This window comes from Vibrio methylphosphonaticus, from assembly GCF_023634655.1.
GTDB lineage: Bacteria > Pseudomonadota > Gammaproteobacteria > Enterobacterales > Vibrionaceae > Vibrio > Vibrio methylphosphonaticus.
The window spans coordinates 76025-92929 of sequence record NZ_JAMKMS010000014.1; the positions used below are offsets into that span (position 1 = coordinate 76025).

17 protein-coding genes and 1 pseudogene are annotated in these 16905 nt (G+C 42.1%); 9 read left to right on the forward strand and 9 right to left on the reverse strand.

Features of this window, described 5'->3' with window-relative positions; genetic code table 11:
• Window positions 1–145: 145 nt before the first annotated feature.
• Window positions 146–1357 (reverse strand): helix-turn-helix transcriptional regulator, encoded by a 1212-nt coding sequence (locus M9196_RS16285; RefSeq protein ID WP_250618576.1) that lies wholly within the window; start codon window positions 1355–1357, stop codon window positions 146–148.
• Window positions 1358–1634: 277 nt separating this feature from the next.
• Between M9196_RS16285 and M9196_RS16290 the strand changes: the two genes are divergently transcribed.
• From M9196_RS16290 to M9196_RS16300, 3 genes are all read left to right on the forward strand, one after another.
• Window positions 1635–1955: a cupin domain-containing protein gene (locus tag M9196_RS16290; RefSeq protein ID WP_250618577.1), complete on the forward strand. Its 321-nt coding sequence runs from the start codon at window positions 1635–1637 to the stop codon at window positions 1953–1955.
• 73 nt (window positions 1956–2028) lie between these two features.
• Window positions 2029–2244 carry a DUF3820 family protein gene (locus tag M9196_RS16295; protein ID WP_250618578.1) on the forward strand — a complete coding sequence of 72 codons (216 nt, stop codon included), beginning with the start codon at window positions 2029–2031 and terminating at the stop codon, window positions 2242–2244.
• 155 nt (window positions 2245–2399) lie between these two features.
• Window positions 2400–2765 carry a RidA family protein gene (locus tag M9196_RS16300; RefSeq protein WP_250618579.1) on the forward strand — a complete coding sequence of 122 codons (366 nt, stop codon included), beginning with the start codon at window positions 2400–2402 and terminating at the stop codon, window positions 2763–2765.
• A gap of 127 nt (window positions 2766–2892) precedes the next feature.
• Here M9196_RS16300 and M9196_RS16305 read toward each other — a convergent pair whose 3' ends face one another.
• Window positions 2893–3366, reverse strand: a complete 474-nt coding sequence (locus tag M9196_RS16305) for an FKBP-type peptidyl-prolyl cis-trans isomerase (protein ID WP_250618580.1) — start codon at window positions 3364–3366, stop codon at window positions 2893–2895.
• 62 nt (window positions 3367–3428) lie between these two features.
• Window positions 3429–4052 (reverse strand): thioredoxin domain-containing protein, encoded by a 624-nt coding sequence (locus tag M9196_RS16310; protein WP_250618581.1) that lies wholly within the window; start codon window positions 4050–4052, stop codon window positions 3429–3431.
• A gap of 180 nt (window positions 4053–4232) precedes the next feature.
• Here M9196_RS16310 and M9196_RS16315 point away from each other — a divergent pair, with 180 nt between their 5' ends.
• Entirely contained in the window at window positions 4233–4865 is a 633-nt protein-coding gene (locus M9196_RS16315; RefSeq protein ID WP_250618582.1) for an OmpA family protein, read from the forward strand.
• 159 nt (window positions 4866–5024) lie between these two features.
• On the opposite strand, the gene M9196_RS16320 is transcribed toward M9196_RS16315, so the two are convergent.
• Together M9196_RS16320 and M9196_RS16325 are read right to left on the reverse strand one after the other, a co-directional pair.
• Window positions 5025–6773, reverse strand: a complete 1749-nt coding sequence (locus M9196_RS16320; RefSeq protein ID WP_250618583.1) for a formate--tetrahydrofolate ligase — start codon at window positions 6771–6773, stop codon at window positions 5025–5027.
• 174 nt (window positions 6774–6947) lie between these two features.
• A complete protein-coding gene (locus M9196_RS16325; protein ID WP_250618584.1) occupies window positions 6948–8252 on the reverse strand; it encodes an inosine/guanosine kinase in 1305 nt (434 codons plus the stop codon).
• Between the two features lie 208 nt (window positions 8253–8460).
• Between M9196_RS16325 and M9196_RS16330 the strand changes: the two genes are divergently transcribed.
• Window positions 8461–9423, forward strand: coding sequence for a sensor domain-containing diguanylate cyclase (locus tag M9196_RS16330; RefSeq protein ID WP_250618585.1), 963 nt, complete (start codon window positions 8461–8463; stop codon window positions 9421–9423).
• 113 nt (window positions 9424–9536) lie between these two features.
• On the opposite strand, the gene M9196_RS16335 is transcribed toward M9196_RS16330, so the two are convergent.
• Window positions 9537–10013 (reverse strand): CreA family protein, encoded by a 477-nt coding sequence (locus M9196_RS16335; protein ID WP_250618586.1) that lies wholly within the window; start codon window positions 10011–10013, stop codon window positions 9537–9539.
• A gap of 75 nt (window positions 10014–10088) precedes the next feature.
• On the opposite strand from M9196_RS16335, the gene M9196_RS16340 reads away from it, so the two are divergent.
• Window positions 10089–10601 (forward strand): hypothetical protein, encoded by a 513-nt coding sequence (locus M9196_RS16340; protein WP_250618587.1) that lies wholly within the window; start codon window positions 10089–10091, stop codon window positions 10599–10601.
• A 125-nt stretch (window positions 10602–10726) separates the two neighbouring features.
• Entirely contained in the window at window positions 10727–11404 is a 678-nt protein-coding gene (locus M9196_RS16345) for an HAD-IA family hydrolase (RefSeq protein ID WP_250618588.1), read from the forward strand.
• Here M9196_RS16345 and M9196_RS16350 read toward each other — a convergent pair.
• The gene (locus M9196_RS16350; protein ID WP_250618589.1) at window positions 11378–11590 is read right to left on the reverse strand and encodes a hypothetical protein; all 213 of its coding nucleotides are present in this window, start codon (window positions 11588–11590) and stop codon (window positions 11378–11380) included. The genes M9196_RS16345 and M9196_RS16350 overlap by 27 nt on opposite strands.
• A gap of 150 nt (window positions 11591–11740) precedes the next feature.
• Window positions 11741–13411, reverse strand: a complete 1671-nt coding sequence (locus M9196_RS16355) for an amidohydrolase (protein ID WP_406707693.1) — start codon at window positions 13409–13411, stop codon at window positions 11741–11743.
• 414 nt (window positions 13412–13825) lie between these two features.
• Between M9196_RS16355 and hpf the strand changes: the two genes are divergently transcribed.
• Both hpf and M9196_RS16365 read left to right on the forward strand, forming a co-directional pair.
• Window positions 13826–14182 carry a ribosome hibernation-promoting factor, HPF/YfiA family gene (hpf, locus tag M9196_RS16360; RefSeq protein WP_250618590.1) on the forward strand — a complete coding sequence of 119 codons (357 nt, stop codon included), beginning with the start codon at window positions 13826–13828 and terminating at the stop codon, window positions 14180–14182.
• A 359-nt stretch (window positions 14183–14541) separates the two neighbouring features.
• Window positions 14542–15315 (forward strand): ribonuclease H family protein, encoded by a 774-nt coding sequence (locus M9196_RS16365; RefSeq protein ID WP_250618640.1) that lies wholly within the window; start codon window positions 14542–14544, stop codon window positions 15313–15315.
• A gap of 116 nt (window positions 15316–15431) precedes the next feature.
• Here M9196_RS16365 and M9196_RS16370 read toward each other — a convergent pair.
• Window positions 15432–16886: pseudogene (locus M9196_RS16370) on the reverse strand (catalase).
• Window positions 16887–16905 lie beyond the last annotated feature (19 nt).

Consider the following 16905-nt stretch of genomic DNA (forward strand, 5'->3'; position numbering starts at 1 on the left):
TCACTTCCATTGTAGGGTCTATGCCCAGCTCATTTGACGTTGTTTTATTTGTTTCCAAATGAATAGCCGAGTATGTGACCCGGCTATTCAAAAGCTTGTATTAGTAAATGAAACAATAAAGATGGAAGCAATTCGTAGTAAGCAATTACCCCCAAGTGGGGGGGGAGGCGAGATTAGATGTTGTGATAATTGTCACAATAAGCTCAGACTGCTTTCTGGTGCCAGTCTTGTTATAAATGGATTTTAAGTGATCTTTTATCGTGTAAGGAGAGCGACTAAGTTGTTCGGCAATTTCATGGCGATTAAATCCACGAACGGTGTATTCGCAAACCTTGATTTCGGTTTCAGTCAATTGGTATAACTGATTAAGTAGCAATGGATTGAGCTGAATGTTGTGGTTTTTATCAATCAAAAAGACGATGGAACCTTGGGATGACTCAGCCGCGAATGTTGGGGTGAACACCATCGTGCATTGCTCATTATTATCTTGGTCGCAGTAAGACAGGCTATCAAAGCTATTATGTTCAGAGTACGCCATGCCAACCGCACGAAGTACACTAATGATAAACTGACGAGAAAAGTTTATATCATCAAAGTCGACTCGTTCATTTTTGATTGAAACACCGGGCAGCCTTTCAATGAGTTTTTGTGCTTGCTGATTGCAATAGATCAATTCGCCCCTAGACCCAAATAACAAGCTAGCTTGAGGTATGTGTTCGAGTGTATTTTCCCAGCCCTTGTCTGTGGGCAATCGCTTGTTTTGCAGGTAAAGCAAATAGGCTTGCTTTATGTGGGGCATTAAGTTGTCGAGTATTAAAATTTCGTTTGCTGTAAATGTTTCATGGTCTTTATCTCGGTGTGCGAACATACAGGCGATCGTTTCTTTGTCATGATGGATAATGGCACCGCACACATCGCTAAAATGTGAATCAAACCAATTCTCTGCGTCGAGTAATGCACCTCGCCGCGTAGACTCTGGGGGACGACCTATGTCGTGACTAAGCGTATAAAATCGGCTTATCGGGTTACTGTGTACGTACTCAATTACATAATCAATGGCGCCAAGATTTTTGTCTATATGCTCTAAGACTGCGGCTACTTTGGGACCAGCCATCCATGCTGAATAGATTTGTGTGGTCGATTTACTCGCCAAGTAAATCACAATGTCGGCAAGATGAAATTCCTGAACCATCTTATCTAAAAAACATTGAAACCCTTGAGTCGATAAACTAGAAGAATAGAGAGACTCCAGCAGTTGGCTATATTCGTTTATGAGCTTCTTGCTGTCATCAGCGAGAGGAGAATTGTTAGGAGCGTTTTCGCTTATGCCACTTTCTAAATGTCTATTTTCATCCATGAACTCACAAGCCTTAATGATGATATTGATAATAACTTAGTAACTATAGAATGGAATTTGAGATATGAAAGTAAATGCACCATGCTGAGCATGCATTAGTGCCGGTTATTTATGCGTAGATAGAGAGGTATAACGTAATTTGATTTGCAATCCATATCTCAATACGGTTAAGTTGATATCTCTTCCTGTCATCCATTATGGGCTACCTGAAATTAGTGTATTACGCTATATATAGTTATAAAAAATATATAGTTATAAAAAACATATGGTTAACAATATGAAACCAGACAATTTATTTAGTCACATTCCTAGCACGATTGAAGAAGAATTATTTGAAGATATCCAGAAAGGTCAGAATGTTCGTGTTGAGCGCATAATCTCCGACGGTCATAGTACACCTGTGGGGGAATGGTACGATCAGCACGAACATGAGTGGGTGTCAGTTCTGCGTGGAGAAGGCATTATAGAGTACGTTGATGGCACCCAGTGCGTGTTGAAAGTTGGTGACTATGTCAATATCCCTGCACGGACCAAACATCGAGTCTATTCGACGTCAAATACCGAGAAAACGATTTGGCTTGCCGTATTTTACACGTAATAGTGATTTATATGACAATGCAAAGAACAGTAAGTCCGATATTACATTATTCGATAACAAAGAAAATATATTCATGTTGAACAAAGAAAATTTAGTCAAATTGGCGAGAACGCCAATGCCGTTTGGTAAATACGCAGGGCGTATGCTTATCGATCTCCCAGAAGAATACTTGCTGTGGTTTGATAAGAAGGGCTTCCCAGAAGGGGAGCTAGGTTCATTACTAAAGTTATGCCTTTGCTTGAAAATAGACGGGCTAGATAGCGTGGTGAAACCTTTAAAGCGAAGTTAACGGTTTCACTATTTAATATGCGTAGTAATCCGGCTTTGATGTCGGATTTTTATTACTTAATCAGCAATTGCGCTCGCTATATTTGGCTAAAAATGTTGGCAGAATTGATCGAGCTGATATGATAGCGCTTTGATTCTTCAAGGTAAGTCTAAGTAATGACAATTCATCGAGTTAACCCGTGTAAGCGTTGGTCTGATGTCACGGTATTTAATGGTATCGCACACTTTGTCGAAGTGGCTGAGTCTGATACTTCTGCTGGCATGCAAAGCCAGGTCCAGCAGATTTTTGATCAAGCAGAATCTATGTTGAAATCTATTGATAGTGATAAATCTAGAATCCTATCAGTGACGGTTTACGTGAGTGATTTTGCAAATTTTGATGCGCTAAATGAGGTCTGGGACTCTTGGTTCCCTGAGCAATGTGCCCCAAGCCGTGCCTGCGTAAAGGTAGAGTTAGCGGACCCTAATTTACTGGTGGAAATGGCCTTCGTCGCTGCTGCGGGCGACAAGTATATACCGTAAACCGATTTACTCGACCTTAAGTATGACTACTTAAACGCATTGTTATGATTTACATATAAAAAAGCTCCGAAATCGGAGCTTTTTTTAGTGCTTAACACTTAAGCGTGACACGAGGCTAAAAGTTGACTTATTGAACTTCAATTAGTTCAACATCAAAGATCAAGACCGAAGCTGGTGGGATAGGGCCTGAACCGCTTTTTCCATAAGCTAGATTACTTGGAATGAATAAGCGGTATTTATCACCTTCTGACATCAGCTGAAGTCCTTCAGTCCAACCTTTAATGACTTGGTTTAAACCAAAGCTAATTGGCGTACCGCGGTCAACAGAGCTATCGAATACCGTGCCGTCAATCAATGTACCGTGGTAATGAACTTTTACTTTGCTTTTAGCGGTAGGCTGTACAGTACTTTCGCCTTTGTGTAGTACTTGATATTGAAGACCGCTATCGGTTGTTGTGACTTCCTCTTTTTGTCCATTTTCCTGTAGGAAAGCCTGTCCTTGTTGCAGGTTGACTTCGCCGGCTTTGTTGTTAGTCCATGTACGGTAAATCATAAAAGCAGCAAGCAGTAAAACGATAAGCGGGATAAGTATCTTTGACACAGTAATTCCTTACACTAAATTAGATAAATTGCCGCAGGTTAGAGCGGCATAAAAGATGATGACTACTTATTTTTTAGGTAGTTAATGGTTTCTGAAATTTCCTTGATATCTTCGTGTCCAGCAAGGACGACTTCGTATTTACCATTTACGATGAAAGTCGGAACGGCGTTGATTTGCGCCTCTGTTGATACCGAATTAGCAAGTTCAATGTACTCGAATAGCTCTTTTTGTTGCGCTTCATCAAAGTCGTATGGTGTGACCATAGTGCGCGATTCAAAAATACGATTAAGCTCAACTTGTTTTTGTTGCCCATCTAACTCGCTGTTTTGCACTAATGAAAATAGCTCGAGTTTCATGTCTTCAGGAACGCGTTGGTCTTGAGATTGCATGACGGCACTGTAAAAAATCATGGCAGCGATTTGCGCGCTCTCGTTAAACATTACATGTATTTTACCCAGTTTCGAATCTGTCAGTTTTTCTAGTTCTGGGAGTAGCGGTTCTAGGTTACGACAATGACCACAACCTAGTGAAAAAACCTCGGTTACTTGTGGAAGGTTATGTTGGCTCAGATCATTAGGTAGTACTTTGTATTGTTTACCTTCAACTGGTGTATTGGACTCGCCACAAGCTGTGATGAGAACAGCCAAAGAAAGTACCGTTACGATTTTGCTCAGTGATTTAAACATGTTAATGCATCATATTATTAATAATACCTTGAGTGTAACTGTTACCAATTACATCAGACAAGCAATTAGTAACAAACTGAAACAGCTAAATGAATAATATTTTCGCTAGTGGGTAAAGTTTTTGAAACTAACGCCGATAAAAGAAACATTGGATGGTGTTACAAGCGTTTGGAGTATGTCATGAAGAAATTTGCGTGTTTAATTGCGGTCGGGTTGCTGGCAGGATGCAGTTCTACGTCATCAATGACAGATAAAATGTTCGCAGGCATTCTCGAAACCGCTCCTCGTTCTGAACATGATGTCATGCATCCTGAATGGGCCAATGCCCCGCTAATAAGAAACGCTGGGCAGGTAGGAGCCACCGTCGAAGGTCCTAATGGTCAATATAGAACTCAAGCATGGGATTCGTTAGAAACCTATCTTGTTAACCATGGCCTTGATTATGAACTGGTCCCGGGCGACTACGTTATGATTCGGCTAAAAGAAAAAATACATTTTAGTACCGGTTCATCACGTGTTTCCGATAACTCATCTCAATGGTTGTTCCAATTGGCTAATTTCTTATCCCAGCAACAGGGGATAGATGTCGTGATCGGTGGTCATACTGACAACACTGGGGCGATAGTCAGAAATGATGTATTATCAGACAAGCGCGCTGAAATGGTGAAAGAAACGTTGATCAAGAATCAGGTCTCTCGTCAAATTATTTATACCCGCGGTTATGGTGAAGCGGTGCCTGCTTGTACCAATAGCACCTCTTTTGGTAAAGCCTGTAATCGACGTGTAGAGTTAACTTTGATTGTTGCTAAATAGCAGATTAATTTAGATACCGAGTCAGTTCGATGTTGCAATAGAGAATGATTAAAACCTAATGGTAGACGCAGCAAAAAAAAGCGACGATGATTCGTCGCTTTTTTGTTAAACCGTTAATTGATCTCTGCGTTAGCCCAAATCAATTTCGTTTAAATCGAACTAGCTCAACCCAATAATGTTACCTTCATCATCGAGGTCAAGAGACATAAAGGCAGGCTTATCCGGTAAGCCAGGCATTGTCATTACATTACCACAAAGCGCATAAATAAAGCCCGCACCGGCGCAGAGCTTTAGCTCTCTTATCACGACTTCAAATCCAACGGGAGCCCCTTTGATACTGCCATCCGTGGTGATAGATAACGGTGTTTTCGCTAAGCAAACCGCTAAATGATTAAAGCCTTGAGTTTCATATAAATCGAGCTGTTTTTGTGCTTGGTAAGATAGCGAGACATTTGCTGCCCCATACCCGGCTTCACACACCGCCATAAGCTTTTCTTTGACAGTTTGTTCTGCGGTATACAGTGGTGTGAAGTTAACAGGCGTTTGACAAGCGGCTATGACTTCTTTTGCTAATTCAATCGTACCGTTTCCGCCAAGGGAAAAGCCTTCACTGGTTGCGACGCGACAGAGATTATTAAACTGCTTAATCCACTGGGTTAATAGGTCCAATTCTTCCTGAGAATCTTGAGGGAAACGGTTGATAGCAACCACAGCAGGGACGCCATACTTGGCGACATTATTAATGTGCCATTTTAGGTTTTCGAATCCGGCTTTAAGCGCCTCTTCGTCGTCTTCAAACAATGAGTCAGGAATAGGAGCGCCAGGTTTAAAGTCATACAAGCCTGAATTGGCTTTAAGACCACGAAGTGTTGCGACAATAACCGCACAGTCCGGCTTTTTATCGGTGGCCGCTGCTTTGATGTTGCAGGCTTTCTCAAAGCCCATGTCGGAACCAAATCCACCTTCTGTGACGGTGTAACTAGCGAGTTTAGTGGCGATCTTGTCGGCAATGATGGATGAGTTGCCGTGAGCGATGTTGGCAAACGGACCTGCGTGAATTAGAGTCGGTACGCCTTCCAAGCTTTGCATTAACGTCGGTTCGACGGCGTCTTTCATAGATACAGCCATTGCCCCGGCAACTTGTAAGTCTTCGGTGGTAATAGGTTGCCCTTCAATGCTGTACGCAACAACAATTTTACCGATTCGAGCTCTCAGATCTTTCAGGTTTTCAGATAGCGCTAATATCGCCATGAGCTCTGAAGCGGCAGAAATATCGAATCCATCTTCACGTTCGATCCCATTGATGGTTTTATTGACCTCGTTTTTGCCCACAGTGACCATACGTAGCGAACGATCGTTATGGTCAATGACGCGTTTCCAAACGACGTTCTTTACGTCGATTTTAAGCGCCGATAGTCCAGTACGAGACTCAAAGTTGTCATAGCCCAAGCGTTGTTCATGATAGATGCGAGCGTCTATCGCTGCAGCAGCAAGATTATGCGCTGCTGTTACGGCATGGATATCACCCGTTAAGTGTAGGTTGAGTTCCTCCATTGGTGCGACTTGTGCGTAACCACCACCGGCAGCGCCGCCTTTTACACCAAAAACCGGTCCCATAGAGGGTTGGCGGATGCACGCAAACACGCTTTCGCCAAGTTTTTTTAGCCCTTGAGAGAGCCCAACCGTGGTAACGGTTTTACCTTCACCTAACGGCGTTGGGGTAATCGCAGTAACGACAATAAGCTTGCCATCAAGGTTATCTTGAAGACGTTCAATAGCTTTAAGCGACACTTTTGCTTTATGCACGCCTTGAGGAAGTATTTCGTGATCGAGCAAACCAGCGTCTTTGGCAACGTCGGTGATAGCAGAAAGTGAGGCACTACGGCAGATTTCGATGTCAGATAGCATTAACGGTCCTATAAAGCCACAAAATAAATGAGGGAAACGTTTGCGTCGAGATAATACTGGCTAATAATTCTTTGTAAAGACAAAATTTCAGTATGCTGTACTAAACTTGACCAGATCAAATTGTTAGCGATGTTTTAATGAAAAAAAGAGGCTTATTAGCCTCTTTTTATTTATCTATCTATCCCAGTATGCTTCTTCTAAGCTATCTTCTCGTTCAGGCAACGCACGAGTCAGTCTTGGTGAGTGTTGCATTAACACCTCATAGCTGACGCGGTTCGCGTATTTACATACTTGCGATAAAGAAGAGTAGGTTAGACATGGCATCACATGTTTGTCTGAGCCTGGTACATTATTATGATGGAATGCATTTGCCGTCATATCATGCAGCAGGGCGGAAAGGGCACCGTCACCAGCTCCATTAGTATTCTTGATCTCAAGAGGACCACCTAAGTAAGGACCAATGTGAGAGTATACTTTCTGTGGATCAGCACAATCTTGCTTGCGCATAGCTCGACTGAATTCAAACTGGTTAAAATTCTCAATCGGCCCTTCTAATAGCTCATGAGTGGTGTCTCTAAGTGCAACATTGTCGCAGTAGCCAGCCATGTATAAACCATGAGGACCTGCGGTGCACAGTACCAAATCAACCCAATCTAGTGCTTTGTTTGCTGCAAGAAGCGGATCGCTAAACCCAGTTAAGGCTTCGCCTTCTTCTTCGTTCATTGCCACAATCGTGACATTTTCTTTAATGTAGTCTTGCCAAAACTTTTCGTTGCCTTGGATAACCCACTTAGTACCTAGCGTGAGGACGACGGGCACAGACTTTTGCTTGGCGAGCTCTACCGCTCGAGCAACGGCTAATGGCATTGGATCTTCGGGTTTGCCGCGCATGAGGTAAGATGAGACGACTAACGCGGATGCTTTGTCAAAAATTGACTCAGGAACGCTCTCTGGAAGCAGCTGATTCATTTGACCTTCGTTAATAGCAAAAGTACGTTCACCATCATCTGTGATCAAGGTATAGCAACGACCAATCGGACCATCGACAGTCTGCAAATGGTTAAGGTTCATTCGTGAAGAGGTACGGCACAAGTAGCGATAGCCGTATGAGCCTACTTCGATGTTTTTTGACATCACGCCAAGCAACACGGACTTACTGTCCGCAAGGACTGAGTAATTATGCAGGGTGTTACCTATTGTATCACCTGGAAATTGGTGAGTAATTAAACCTTGCTCAACCAACTCTTGGTATAAAGCATCGGCTTTGCTTTCTTCAAGAACAAGTGAGTGTCCCTTACTCAGCTCATACTTTTCTAAAAACGAGTTATCTACACGAGCTTCAATATCGACAATAGTCTGTCCAACGCCAATGATTGTTGGTCGAAAATATTTCGGTGCAGCTTGAGCTTGGCTCACAGATAGGTTTTTTTTACTTGTTGGAAAGTAATGCTTTGATTTACGTTGTCCGGGGAATCTCATACTAAACGCTAAGGGATCAAAATTTTCCGTATGATATCACATTATGTGTCATTTTGTTGCAATGAATTGCACTGTAAATGCCTAAATTGCCCGTTATGTTCCATTTATGTCAGTTTAATATAAGGTTGAGTTCATATTTTTAACCTTACCTCTAGCATGGTTAATGTGGGTGCTAATCTAGAACTAAAACAAAGTAAGAGGTGTTAAATTGAATCAACTTGATATCAATAAGGTTGACTTTAAGCAGGCCTTTAATCGCCTTGATAGTTACTTTTTTATTAAAGATGCACAGGGCTGCTATGTTTTCGTCAATGAAGCTATTTGTCAGTTGTTTAACTTATCGAATGAGCAAATTCTAGGTAAAAAAGACGATGAATTTTTTAATCTCGACGAAAGTAACGAGATTATCGTCAATGACCAGTTAGTGCTCAGTGGGCAAACGGTGTCTACACTTGAGAAAAATATATTAAAGGGCAACCGGGTCCGGTATTACCAAAACATGAAATCACCATTATTTGATAATGATGGTGAGGTAATTGGAATATTTGGAATTGCCATTGATGTCAGTGACGCCATTGCAAAAAAGCATGAGTTGGAGATCATGGTTATTCGAGACGAGCTCACTGGTCTCTATAATCGCCGTTTTTTAGATGCCCAATTGGCGTGTGAATATTCTTCCTTTCAACGTCACAAACAGCCATTTTCACTGTTAATGATGGATGTGGATAATTTTAAGGCAATTAATGATTTACTCGGGCACAGCACTGGCGATCATGTACTTTATGAAATTGGTAAAATTATGCTCGAATCTCTGCGAGTTGAAGACTACTGCTGCCGATTTGGTGGTGATGAATTTGCCATTTTATTGCCAAATACAGAGCTACGTGATGCATTTTTCTTAGGAGAAAGACTTCGAGAAGCCGTCGCGGCGTTTAAATTTACAAGTGTTGATGGTCGAGCGTTCAGCACAACAGTAAGTATTGGTGCCTCACACCTTACCGAGCAGGAAGAGCAGGACGGACTTACCAATATGGCTGATGCTGCATTAATGCAGGCAAAAAGAAAGTGTAAAAACTCGACACTCGTTTATTGTCATAAACAAACCATTATTACCAAGTGCACAGATTGTGATTTAGCCTGCGGTAATGAACTGCAGTCTCCTTCAAATTAGTTCGTTATATTTAAAACTTGTCCGCAATAAGAGTTGGTTGGATATCACGCATGGTTTTAGCGTACCACCGAAGTTGTATTAAAAAGAGCCCAATCAAGGGCTCATTCTATGGGTTATGGTTGAGTCGAAGCGACAGGCTCGACAAATGCTTTTGTCCCCCATAAAGGCACCGTAGATAGGCTGTGCTTAAAGCTGCCTGATGTTTCTTTGGTTGAATAGGACAGATACATGAGTGTTTGATTCTCTGCATCCAAAATACGGCGAACTTTCATTGTTTTGAACAGTATACTTTTAGACTTTCTAAATACTATCTCGCCTGATTTGGACGTGTCGATTTGTGCTATCATTTCAGGCGTGATTTCACCTGTTTGGCGGCATGATATAGAACTGTCACTTGGGTCTGAAAAGCTTAAGTTGGCCTCAATGCTTGCAATATGACACGTCACACCGGGTACTTCTGGATCGGTTAATGTGTTGAGTTTAATGTCTTTTAATGTAAACATGCCAAGTGAAACATCACCAACCTCCTTATCTCCGCAACCCGTTAGGGCAAGGGCAAGAGCTGGAACAATCATAAGCTTTTTCAACATATTGGGGCAATCCTTTAAAATAAGAGCTTGTGTATACAATAACCACGGTCAGCAAAAAATCAAATAGGATTTACAATGAAAGACGCGGCAATGGCTCTATATAACAAAAAGAATGAATGGTTAGCAAGCCAAGTAGATGTCGAATTCCCCACACCAGAAAGCATTAAAGGACGAGCTTTATATCTTGATTCTTTAACCAGTAGGTATCTTGAACCTGTCCCCGTAACAGAAGGATATTCTGCAACAATTGAGTGGCATCTTGTTGATTTTCATAGACTCACTGTCATGTTTTCACTTCTTCAGTCTAAAATATGGGAAAGCGAAGAGGCTCAAAATGTCATTGTTGAGTTTTTGACACAAATAATCCTTGAGCCAGAATACAGCTTGTATGTTGGGTTTACTGAAGGCGAAGCGGTTTGCGCTGCAAGCGTGTGCCGACAAAGTGATGTGGTTGTTGTTTCTGATATTGTCGACGCGACGGCAACAATGAGTCATGATGACATTGCCTTATCACTTATTTACCAGACGCTAAACATCAATAATGATGCGAATACAAACTTAGTAGAGATATGGATTGAAAAACGGTGATCAGCACGAAACTTTCGTCTATTGATTAGAGGAATGTCGTAAACCATCGTGTAGATACCGTTTTGTGTACCCAATATCTATTAATATTTATGACGAATTAAGTGGTTATGGGTATGTAAACTAATATGTCAGTAGTGAAGTGTGTCTTATTTGATTGCGATGGAACCTTAGTCGACAGCGAAATGCTCTGTTGTGAAGCATTGGTTGCGACCTTCAAAGAAGTGGGAGTGTCGCTTTCAATAGAAATGGCGGTGGAGAACTTTTCGGGAGGAAAAATTGCCGATGTGTTGACGTCAGCTAAAGGGCTCACTGACTCAAACGCATCTCTGGATCTGCTCGAGCCCATTTATCGACGTTTGACCACAGAGCTATTTGAATCAAAACTCACTCCAATAAATGGGGTGGAACAATTACTCGATTACTTAGATGATGAGAAGATTGAGTACTGCGTTGTCACCAATAGCCCCGCAAATAAAGCGTTGCACATGTTGTCGATTGTTGGACTGTCAGAGCGATTTCGAGGAAAAATCATTTCAGCGTTTGATGCGAACAGCTGGAAGCCAGAACCCGATCTTTTGAGTTATGCTGTGACCATTATGGGATTTCTCCCAAAGGAATGTGTGTACATTGACGATACAGAAAAAGGCGTCAATATGGGGATCGCGACGGGCGTTAAGACGGTGCATTTCTCTAAAGTCTGTATAGACAATCAACCTAATGTGACATGCCTGTTCGCGATGAATCAGGTTGTTGCACACATAAGTGAATTAAACAGCTCAATGAACAAGGCGGCAAGTGTGTGAGTTAGGCTGTATTTGAACCATGACCTTATTAATATACATTTCTGTCCAATCTTTGGAGTATTCTTGTGTGTAGAATCCACAGCCTGCGCAAAGGAATGTTTCGCCATCTTCTGACAAAAGATACTCATCGGAATCACATTCTGGGCAGTCGTGACTATTCTGTGTCTCGATAGTGTATTTCTTCATTGGAAGTACCTTCTTATTCATTCAATTGACGAGTCTGTCATCAAGATAAGCATAATACGCATCACTAATTTTATGTCGAAAAATTAGCGCCTTGCACAATAACCTGCGAGTAATGTCACTCAAACGCAAACAAAATTATGCTCGAGGCACTTAATCTTCAATATCAAATACCACCTGACCTTGTAACAACGTCATTATTACGTTTGCAGATGGGATTTTTTGGGTTGGCAGGCGAGTAATATCCTGATCAATAATGGCCAAATCAGCAGACTTTCCGATGGTTATTGAGCCAGTGATATGTTCGATTCCTAAGCTTTGCGCCGCATTAATAGTATACGCATCGATAGCCTGTTCTACCGTTTCAAACCCCAAATGCTTCATTTTCAAACTATTCGAAATCCCGACAAGGGGGTTGAGATCGTGGACATTCCAGTCGCTACTCAGTGTGACGTTAGCCTCGGTGTCCAAAATTGCGCGTGGATTCATCATCGCGTTAGCTCGTTGTTGACCTAAAAATGGGACGGCCCAATTATGGTCGTTGAATGCCACATACTCAGATCCCACCTGAAAGTCAGCCGTAACATTGAGCAGGGCAAAGCGGGGAATATCTTGTTTGGCCACAAGCTCTACATGCGTCAAGGTATAAGGCTTAAGTGAGCCTTGTTTTCTCACGTACTCAATGGCATTTAAAGACTCTTGCACAGCACCATCGCCAATAGCATGAATGTGGGCGCTGTAGCCTATGTCGTTTAAAGACGTGAGCCAGGTTTGCATTTCTTTTGGTGCGATATAATTGATGCCGTAAGGGTCATTGGCAAGATACGTTTTGATGTAAGGATTGAGTGTTTTTGACGTACCGTTAATAATGATACCATCACTGTACATTTTGACTTGATCAACTAAGAGTAACCGTGTTGGGTCATCAGAGAATATTTGCTTTAGAAATGCAAGCTGCTCTGCCATGGGAAAACTCGGGTAGATCCATGGACGTAGAGAGAGTCGTGCGGTAAGTGTTTGGTCGTCTTCCGCCTTTTGCCAAACGTCATACCATCCACGTTTCCAGTACATCCTGCCATCTCCAATGGTTGTGATACCGTTAGAAGCGACGTGTTCTAGCCCAAGTAGCAGCCCATCATAACTCTGCTGAAAACGGTTGGATAAACTATTCCAAGCGAGATCCATGACGATATCGCCAGCGTTATCTAGCAAAATACCGTTGAGTTTGTTGGTCGCGGTTTGTTTGAGTATTCTTCCACCTTTGGGATCAGGCGAATGCTGATTAATTCCTGCTAACGTTAACGCCACCGAGTTAACCCACATCGAGTGCGAAGTTTGCTCCATAATAATGACGGGTTGGTTGGGAAAAATACGATCAAGAACCTCTAATGGGGTATCGGTATTATTCTCTAATATTGATGTTAATGAAAAACCATACCCAATGAGCCAATCTTTAGTGTTGAACGATGCTTTGCATGCTTCTAGATACGGGATTTGATCAGCCAGTGATGCGTAATCTGGAAGTTCACATTGACCACCCACTTCGGACGCGGCTTCAAAAACATGATTATGATTATCAATGAAGCCGGGCAGTATCGTGGCCTGATTCAAATCGATGATATCGGTGTCGTCGGTTGCCAGTGCTTCTAGGTCGATAGTCTTACCAATACGGGTGATTATGCCATTATTAATCGCAAGACTATCAGCATTGGGGTGTTGGTATATATTAGCATTGATTAAAATAGTGTCGGTGGAAGGTACAGAACTTGCAATAACAGCCGACGAAAAAAGGGCGGTCAACATCAAATAGGATATGCGGATCATTGTGAGTCCTTTAATGAATTTGAAACGTAACATGACGTTGAGGAAGAGTGAACGCTTAGGTGAATGGTTAATGTTATATCAACAATAGCAAATAATGTTAATAAGTTGGTGATGAGTGGCTATTTAGTAAAATACTGAATGATTGAGTGACAATGTCACTTTGGCGGAGGCGGGGATTTTATAAATTTTTCAATAGGTTAAAATTCGTCCCAACTGAGTTGTTGGTCAACTATTCATCATTTTCCTACTTTCTTGCCCCTAACATATTCTGTCTCATCACTCCGTATTCAAGGGGCAACTTGAAAAATATTTGTGAACAAAGAAGTGAATCACACAAGTGTACAAATTCACTTGGTCAAATGACGCGGAGTTTGCTACGTTTATATGACACAGTGATTGGAAAGGTAGAATTATATGAAAGTAAATGTTCAAACACATCATGTATCAATCAACGACGATTCTCGTAAAGAAATAGAAAGTAAATTTGAGAAGGTTTCCGCTCACTTTCCACAACTGATTAGCTGCGACATTATCATCACAAAGGAACATGGCCAGCATCAAGTGGAAGTCTTTACTAATTATGAAGGTGTTAGAGTTTCTGCAAAATCGACTGACGATGTTATGTATCCAGCTATCGCGGGCGCGGTTAAGAAATTAGAAACAGGATTACGAAACAGAAAAGGGCAACTCAAGTCAGGGCTTCATGAAAAACCAACGAGCACCAAACCTGAAATTGCATCAGATATCATTCAAGAAATGAAACTCGTTTAGTTCTTAAGCCACTAGCTTTTAAGTCATTACGCTTTTAAGCCGTTAATTTTCGAAGCCAGCACTTAGTGCTGGCTTTTTTCATATGGCCCAGTGAGACAGAAGCAATAACACTTGCGACGCACAAAACAGACCAACTTGAGGTTTGTTATTTCACTACTGGTCAATCTAGTAGCAAAGTGCTGACAATAGCAGCAGGTGCACTAAAAAAGCCAAGCTTGGATGGTATTTTCATGCCAGCTTGGCTACTGTAATGTCATTGATGAGCCATTTTATGACTCATGTATTCTTGTCGCGATGAAGCCTTACATCACGGGTTAATAGCATCACGGGTTATTCTAAGCGTAGAAAAGGGTAAAGCATTGGCTAAAAAGTATTACGTAGTGTGGAAAGGAAGGGAAACCGGGATTTTTACAACATGGGCAGACTGCAAGGCTCAAGTCGATAAGTTCACTGGCGCGAAATTCAAATCATTTCAGACGTTAGCTGAAGCTGAACAAGCGTTTGGTTCTAACGGTGCAACAGGTAACAGTACAACAAGAGCGCGCGCTACTGCCGCTAAAACAAACACTAAAGCCAAAGCGAAGCCGTTATCACAACAAGATATTGTCGCGATGCCAGTGGAGGTTAAGATATTTACCGATGGCGCGTGCGATCCCAATCCCGGTCAAGCAGGCACTGGATTGGCGGTGTATCAACACAACACACTTGTTGAGTTGTGGTATGGGAAGTATCAAGCTAATGGTACCAATAATACTGCGGAGCTTAATGGTTTGCATCAATCAATGCTGTTGGCAAAGGCCCATTTATTGGCTGGGCGTAGTGTTGCGATTTACTGTGATTCTATGTATTCCATACAATGTATTACTACTTGGGCAAAAGGATGGGAAGCTAAAGGCTGGAAAAAGTCGGGTGGGGAGATTAAAAACCTAGATTTGATTAAGCCAATGTTCGAACTTTACCAGCAAATTGCGAATCAAGTTGCTATTCATCACGTCAATGGGCATGTGGGTATTGAAGGTAACGAGTTGGCGGACCGGATGTCTATTGTCGCGGTCGACACGAAGCAAGAGGTGATGGCTCAATATTCAGACCTTTCAGATCTCACGAAAATACTCGCATTACGTGCAGGTTAAGTCGTAAAGCAAAAGATATGGATGGTCAGCTCTGGAGACTGAGTCCATCCATATTGTTAATGTTATTGTTATTACTAACGTTAATATAGCTGTTTGCTTGAAATATTATTCATTTATTACAGCGAGTTATATTCACTAACGTCAATGTTCAATAGCTTGCCAATGCCTTCTCCATAGTTGGGGTCGGCTTGATAGCAGTGTTTTAAATGGCGAATTTGAATTTCTTTCGGTACGCCATCCAGGTTTCTTGCCGTGTTGTCGAACAAAATAGCTTGTTTATCTGCAGTCATTAAACGGAAAAGCTCACCTGGTTGACTGAAGTAGTCATTATCTTCACGGTGATTCCAGTGATCAGCGGCCCCTTCAAGACTTAATGGTGGCTCAGAAAAATCGGGTTGCTCTGCCCACTCCCCTTGATTATTTGGTTCATAACCAATTGTTCCTCCATGGTTGCCATCAACGCGCATCGCTCCGTCTCGGTGATAGCTATGTACAGGACAACGTGGTGCATTCACGGGAATGCTATGGTGGTTAACACCTAATCGATAGCGTTGTGCGTCACCATATGAGAATAAGCGCCCTTGAAGCATCTTGTCTGGTGAGCAACTGATCCCTGGTACAACGGCGGCTGGGTTAAATGCAGACTGTTCAACTTCAGCAAAGAAATTCTCAGGATTTCTATTGAGCTCCAACTCACCAACCTCGATGAGTGGATAATCTTTATGTGGCCAAATCTTCGTCAAATCAAATGGGTTGTATGGTACGGTTGCTGCTTCGGCTTCCGGCATGACTTGAATTTTCAAAGTCCATTTAGGGAAGTCTTTATTGTCGATACTGTCTAAAAGATCCTTCTGGTGGCTTTCTCGATCTTTGCCAATAACGGTTTCTGCTTCCGCATCAGACAGGTTTTTAATCCCTTGTTGAGATTTGAAGTGAAATTTAACCCAAAAACGTTCGTTGTCACTGTTGATCAAACTAAAGGTATGACTGCCGAATCCGTGCATATGTCTATACGTGGCAGGGATGCCACGATCGCTCATAACAATGGTGATCTGGTGCAGAGCTTCAGGAAGTGAAGTCCAAAAATCCCAGTTGTTTGTCGCGCTTCGCATATTCGTTCTTGGGTCACGCTTTACTGCGTGGTTAAGGTCTGGGAACTTGAGAGGATCTCTTAGGAAAAATACGGGTGTGTTGTTACCAACCAGATCCCAGTTACCTTCTTCGGTGTAAAATTTAACAGCGAAACCACGAATATCACGTTCGGCATCTGCCGCACCACGTTCGCCAGCTACTGTTGTAAAGCGTGCAAATAATTCTGTTTGTTTGCCAATTTCGGAAAAAATCTTAGCTTTTGTATATTAAGTGATGTCGTGAGTGACGGTAAATGTACCATAGGCACCGGAGCCTTTAGCGTGCATACGTCTTTCCGGAATAACCTCTCTATCAAAATGCGCTAACTTTTCTAAAAACCAAACATCTTGTAGAAGTTGAGGGCCACGTTTACCTGCGGTTTGTACATTTTGGTTGTGTGCAACAGGGCAGCCTGAAGCGGTGGTCAGTTTTTTACTCATAGAGATATCCCTTTCTTGT

What these genes read in the sequence shown, in the direction of transcription:
- M9196_RS16290 (WP_250618577.1), top strand. Translation starts at nt 1,635, where the DNA reads ATGAAACCAGACAATTTATTTAGTCACATTCCTAGCACGATTGAAGAA.
- M9196_RS16355 (WP_406707693.1), bottom strand. Translation starts at nt 13,411, where the DNA reads ATGATCCGCATATCCTATTTGATGTTGACCGCCCTTTTTTCGTCGGCT.
- M9196_RS16325 (WP_250618584.1), bottom strand. Translation starts at nt 8,252, where the DNA reads ATGAGATTCCCCGGACAACGTAAATCAAAGCATTACTTTCCAACAAGT.
- M9196_RS16295 (WP_250618578.1), top strand. Translation starts at nt 2,029, where the DNA reads ATGTTGAACAAAGAAAATTTAGTCAAATTGGCGAGAACGCCAATGCCG.
- M9196_RS16300 (WP_250618579.1), top strand. Translation starts at nt 2,400, where the DNA reads ATGACAATTCATCGAGTTAACCCGTGTAAGCGTTGGTCTGATGTCACG.
- M9196_RS16340 (WP_250618587.1), top strand. Translation starts at nt 10,089, where the DNA reads ATGAAAGACGCGGCAATGGCTCTATATAACAAAAAGAATGAATGGTTA.
- M9196_RS16320 (WP_250618583.1), bottom strand. Translation starts at nt 6,773, where the DNA reads ATGCTATCTGACATCGAAATCTGCCGTAGTGCCTCACTTTCTGCTATC.
- M9196_RS16310 (WP_250618581.1), bottom strand. Translation starts at nt 4,052, where the DNA reads ATGTTTAAATCACTGAGCAAAATCGTAACGGTACTTTCTTTGGCTGTT.
- M9196_RS16285 (WP_250618576.1), bottom strand. Translation starts at nt 1,357, where the DNA reads ATGGATGAAAATAGACATTTAGAAAGTGGCATAAGCGAAAACGCTCCT.
- M9196_RS16345 (WP_250618588.1), top strand. Translation starts at nt 10,727, where the DNA reads ATGTCAGTAGTGAAGTGTGTCTTATTTGATTGCGATGGAACCTTAGTC.
- M9196_RS16315 (WP_250618582.1), top strand. Translation starts at nt 4,233, where the DNA reads ATGAAGAAATTTGCGTGTTTAATTGCGGTCGGGTTGCTGGCAGGATGC.
- M9196_RS16335 (WP_250618586.1), bottom strand. Translation starts at nt 10,013, where the DNA reads ATGTTGAAAAAGCTTATGATTGTTCCAGCTCTTGCCCTTGCCCTAACG.
- M9196_RS16350 (WP_250618589.1), bottom strand. Translation starts at nt 11,590, where the DNA reads ATGAAGAAATACACTATCGAGACACAGAATAGTCACGACTGCCCAGAA.
- hpf (WP_250618590.1), top strand. Translation starts at nt 13,826, where the DNA reads ATGAAAGTAAATGTTCAAACACATCATGTATCAATCAACGACGATTCT.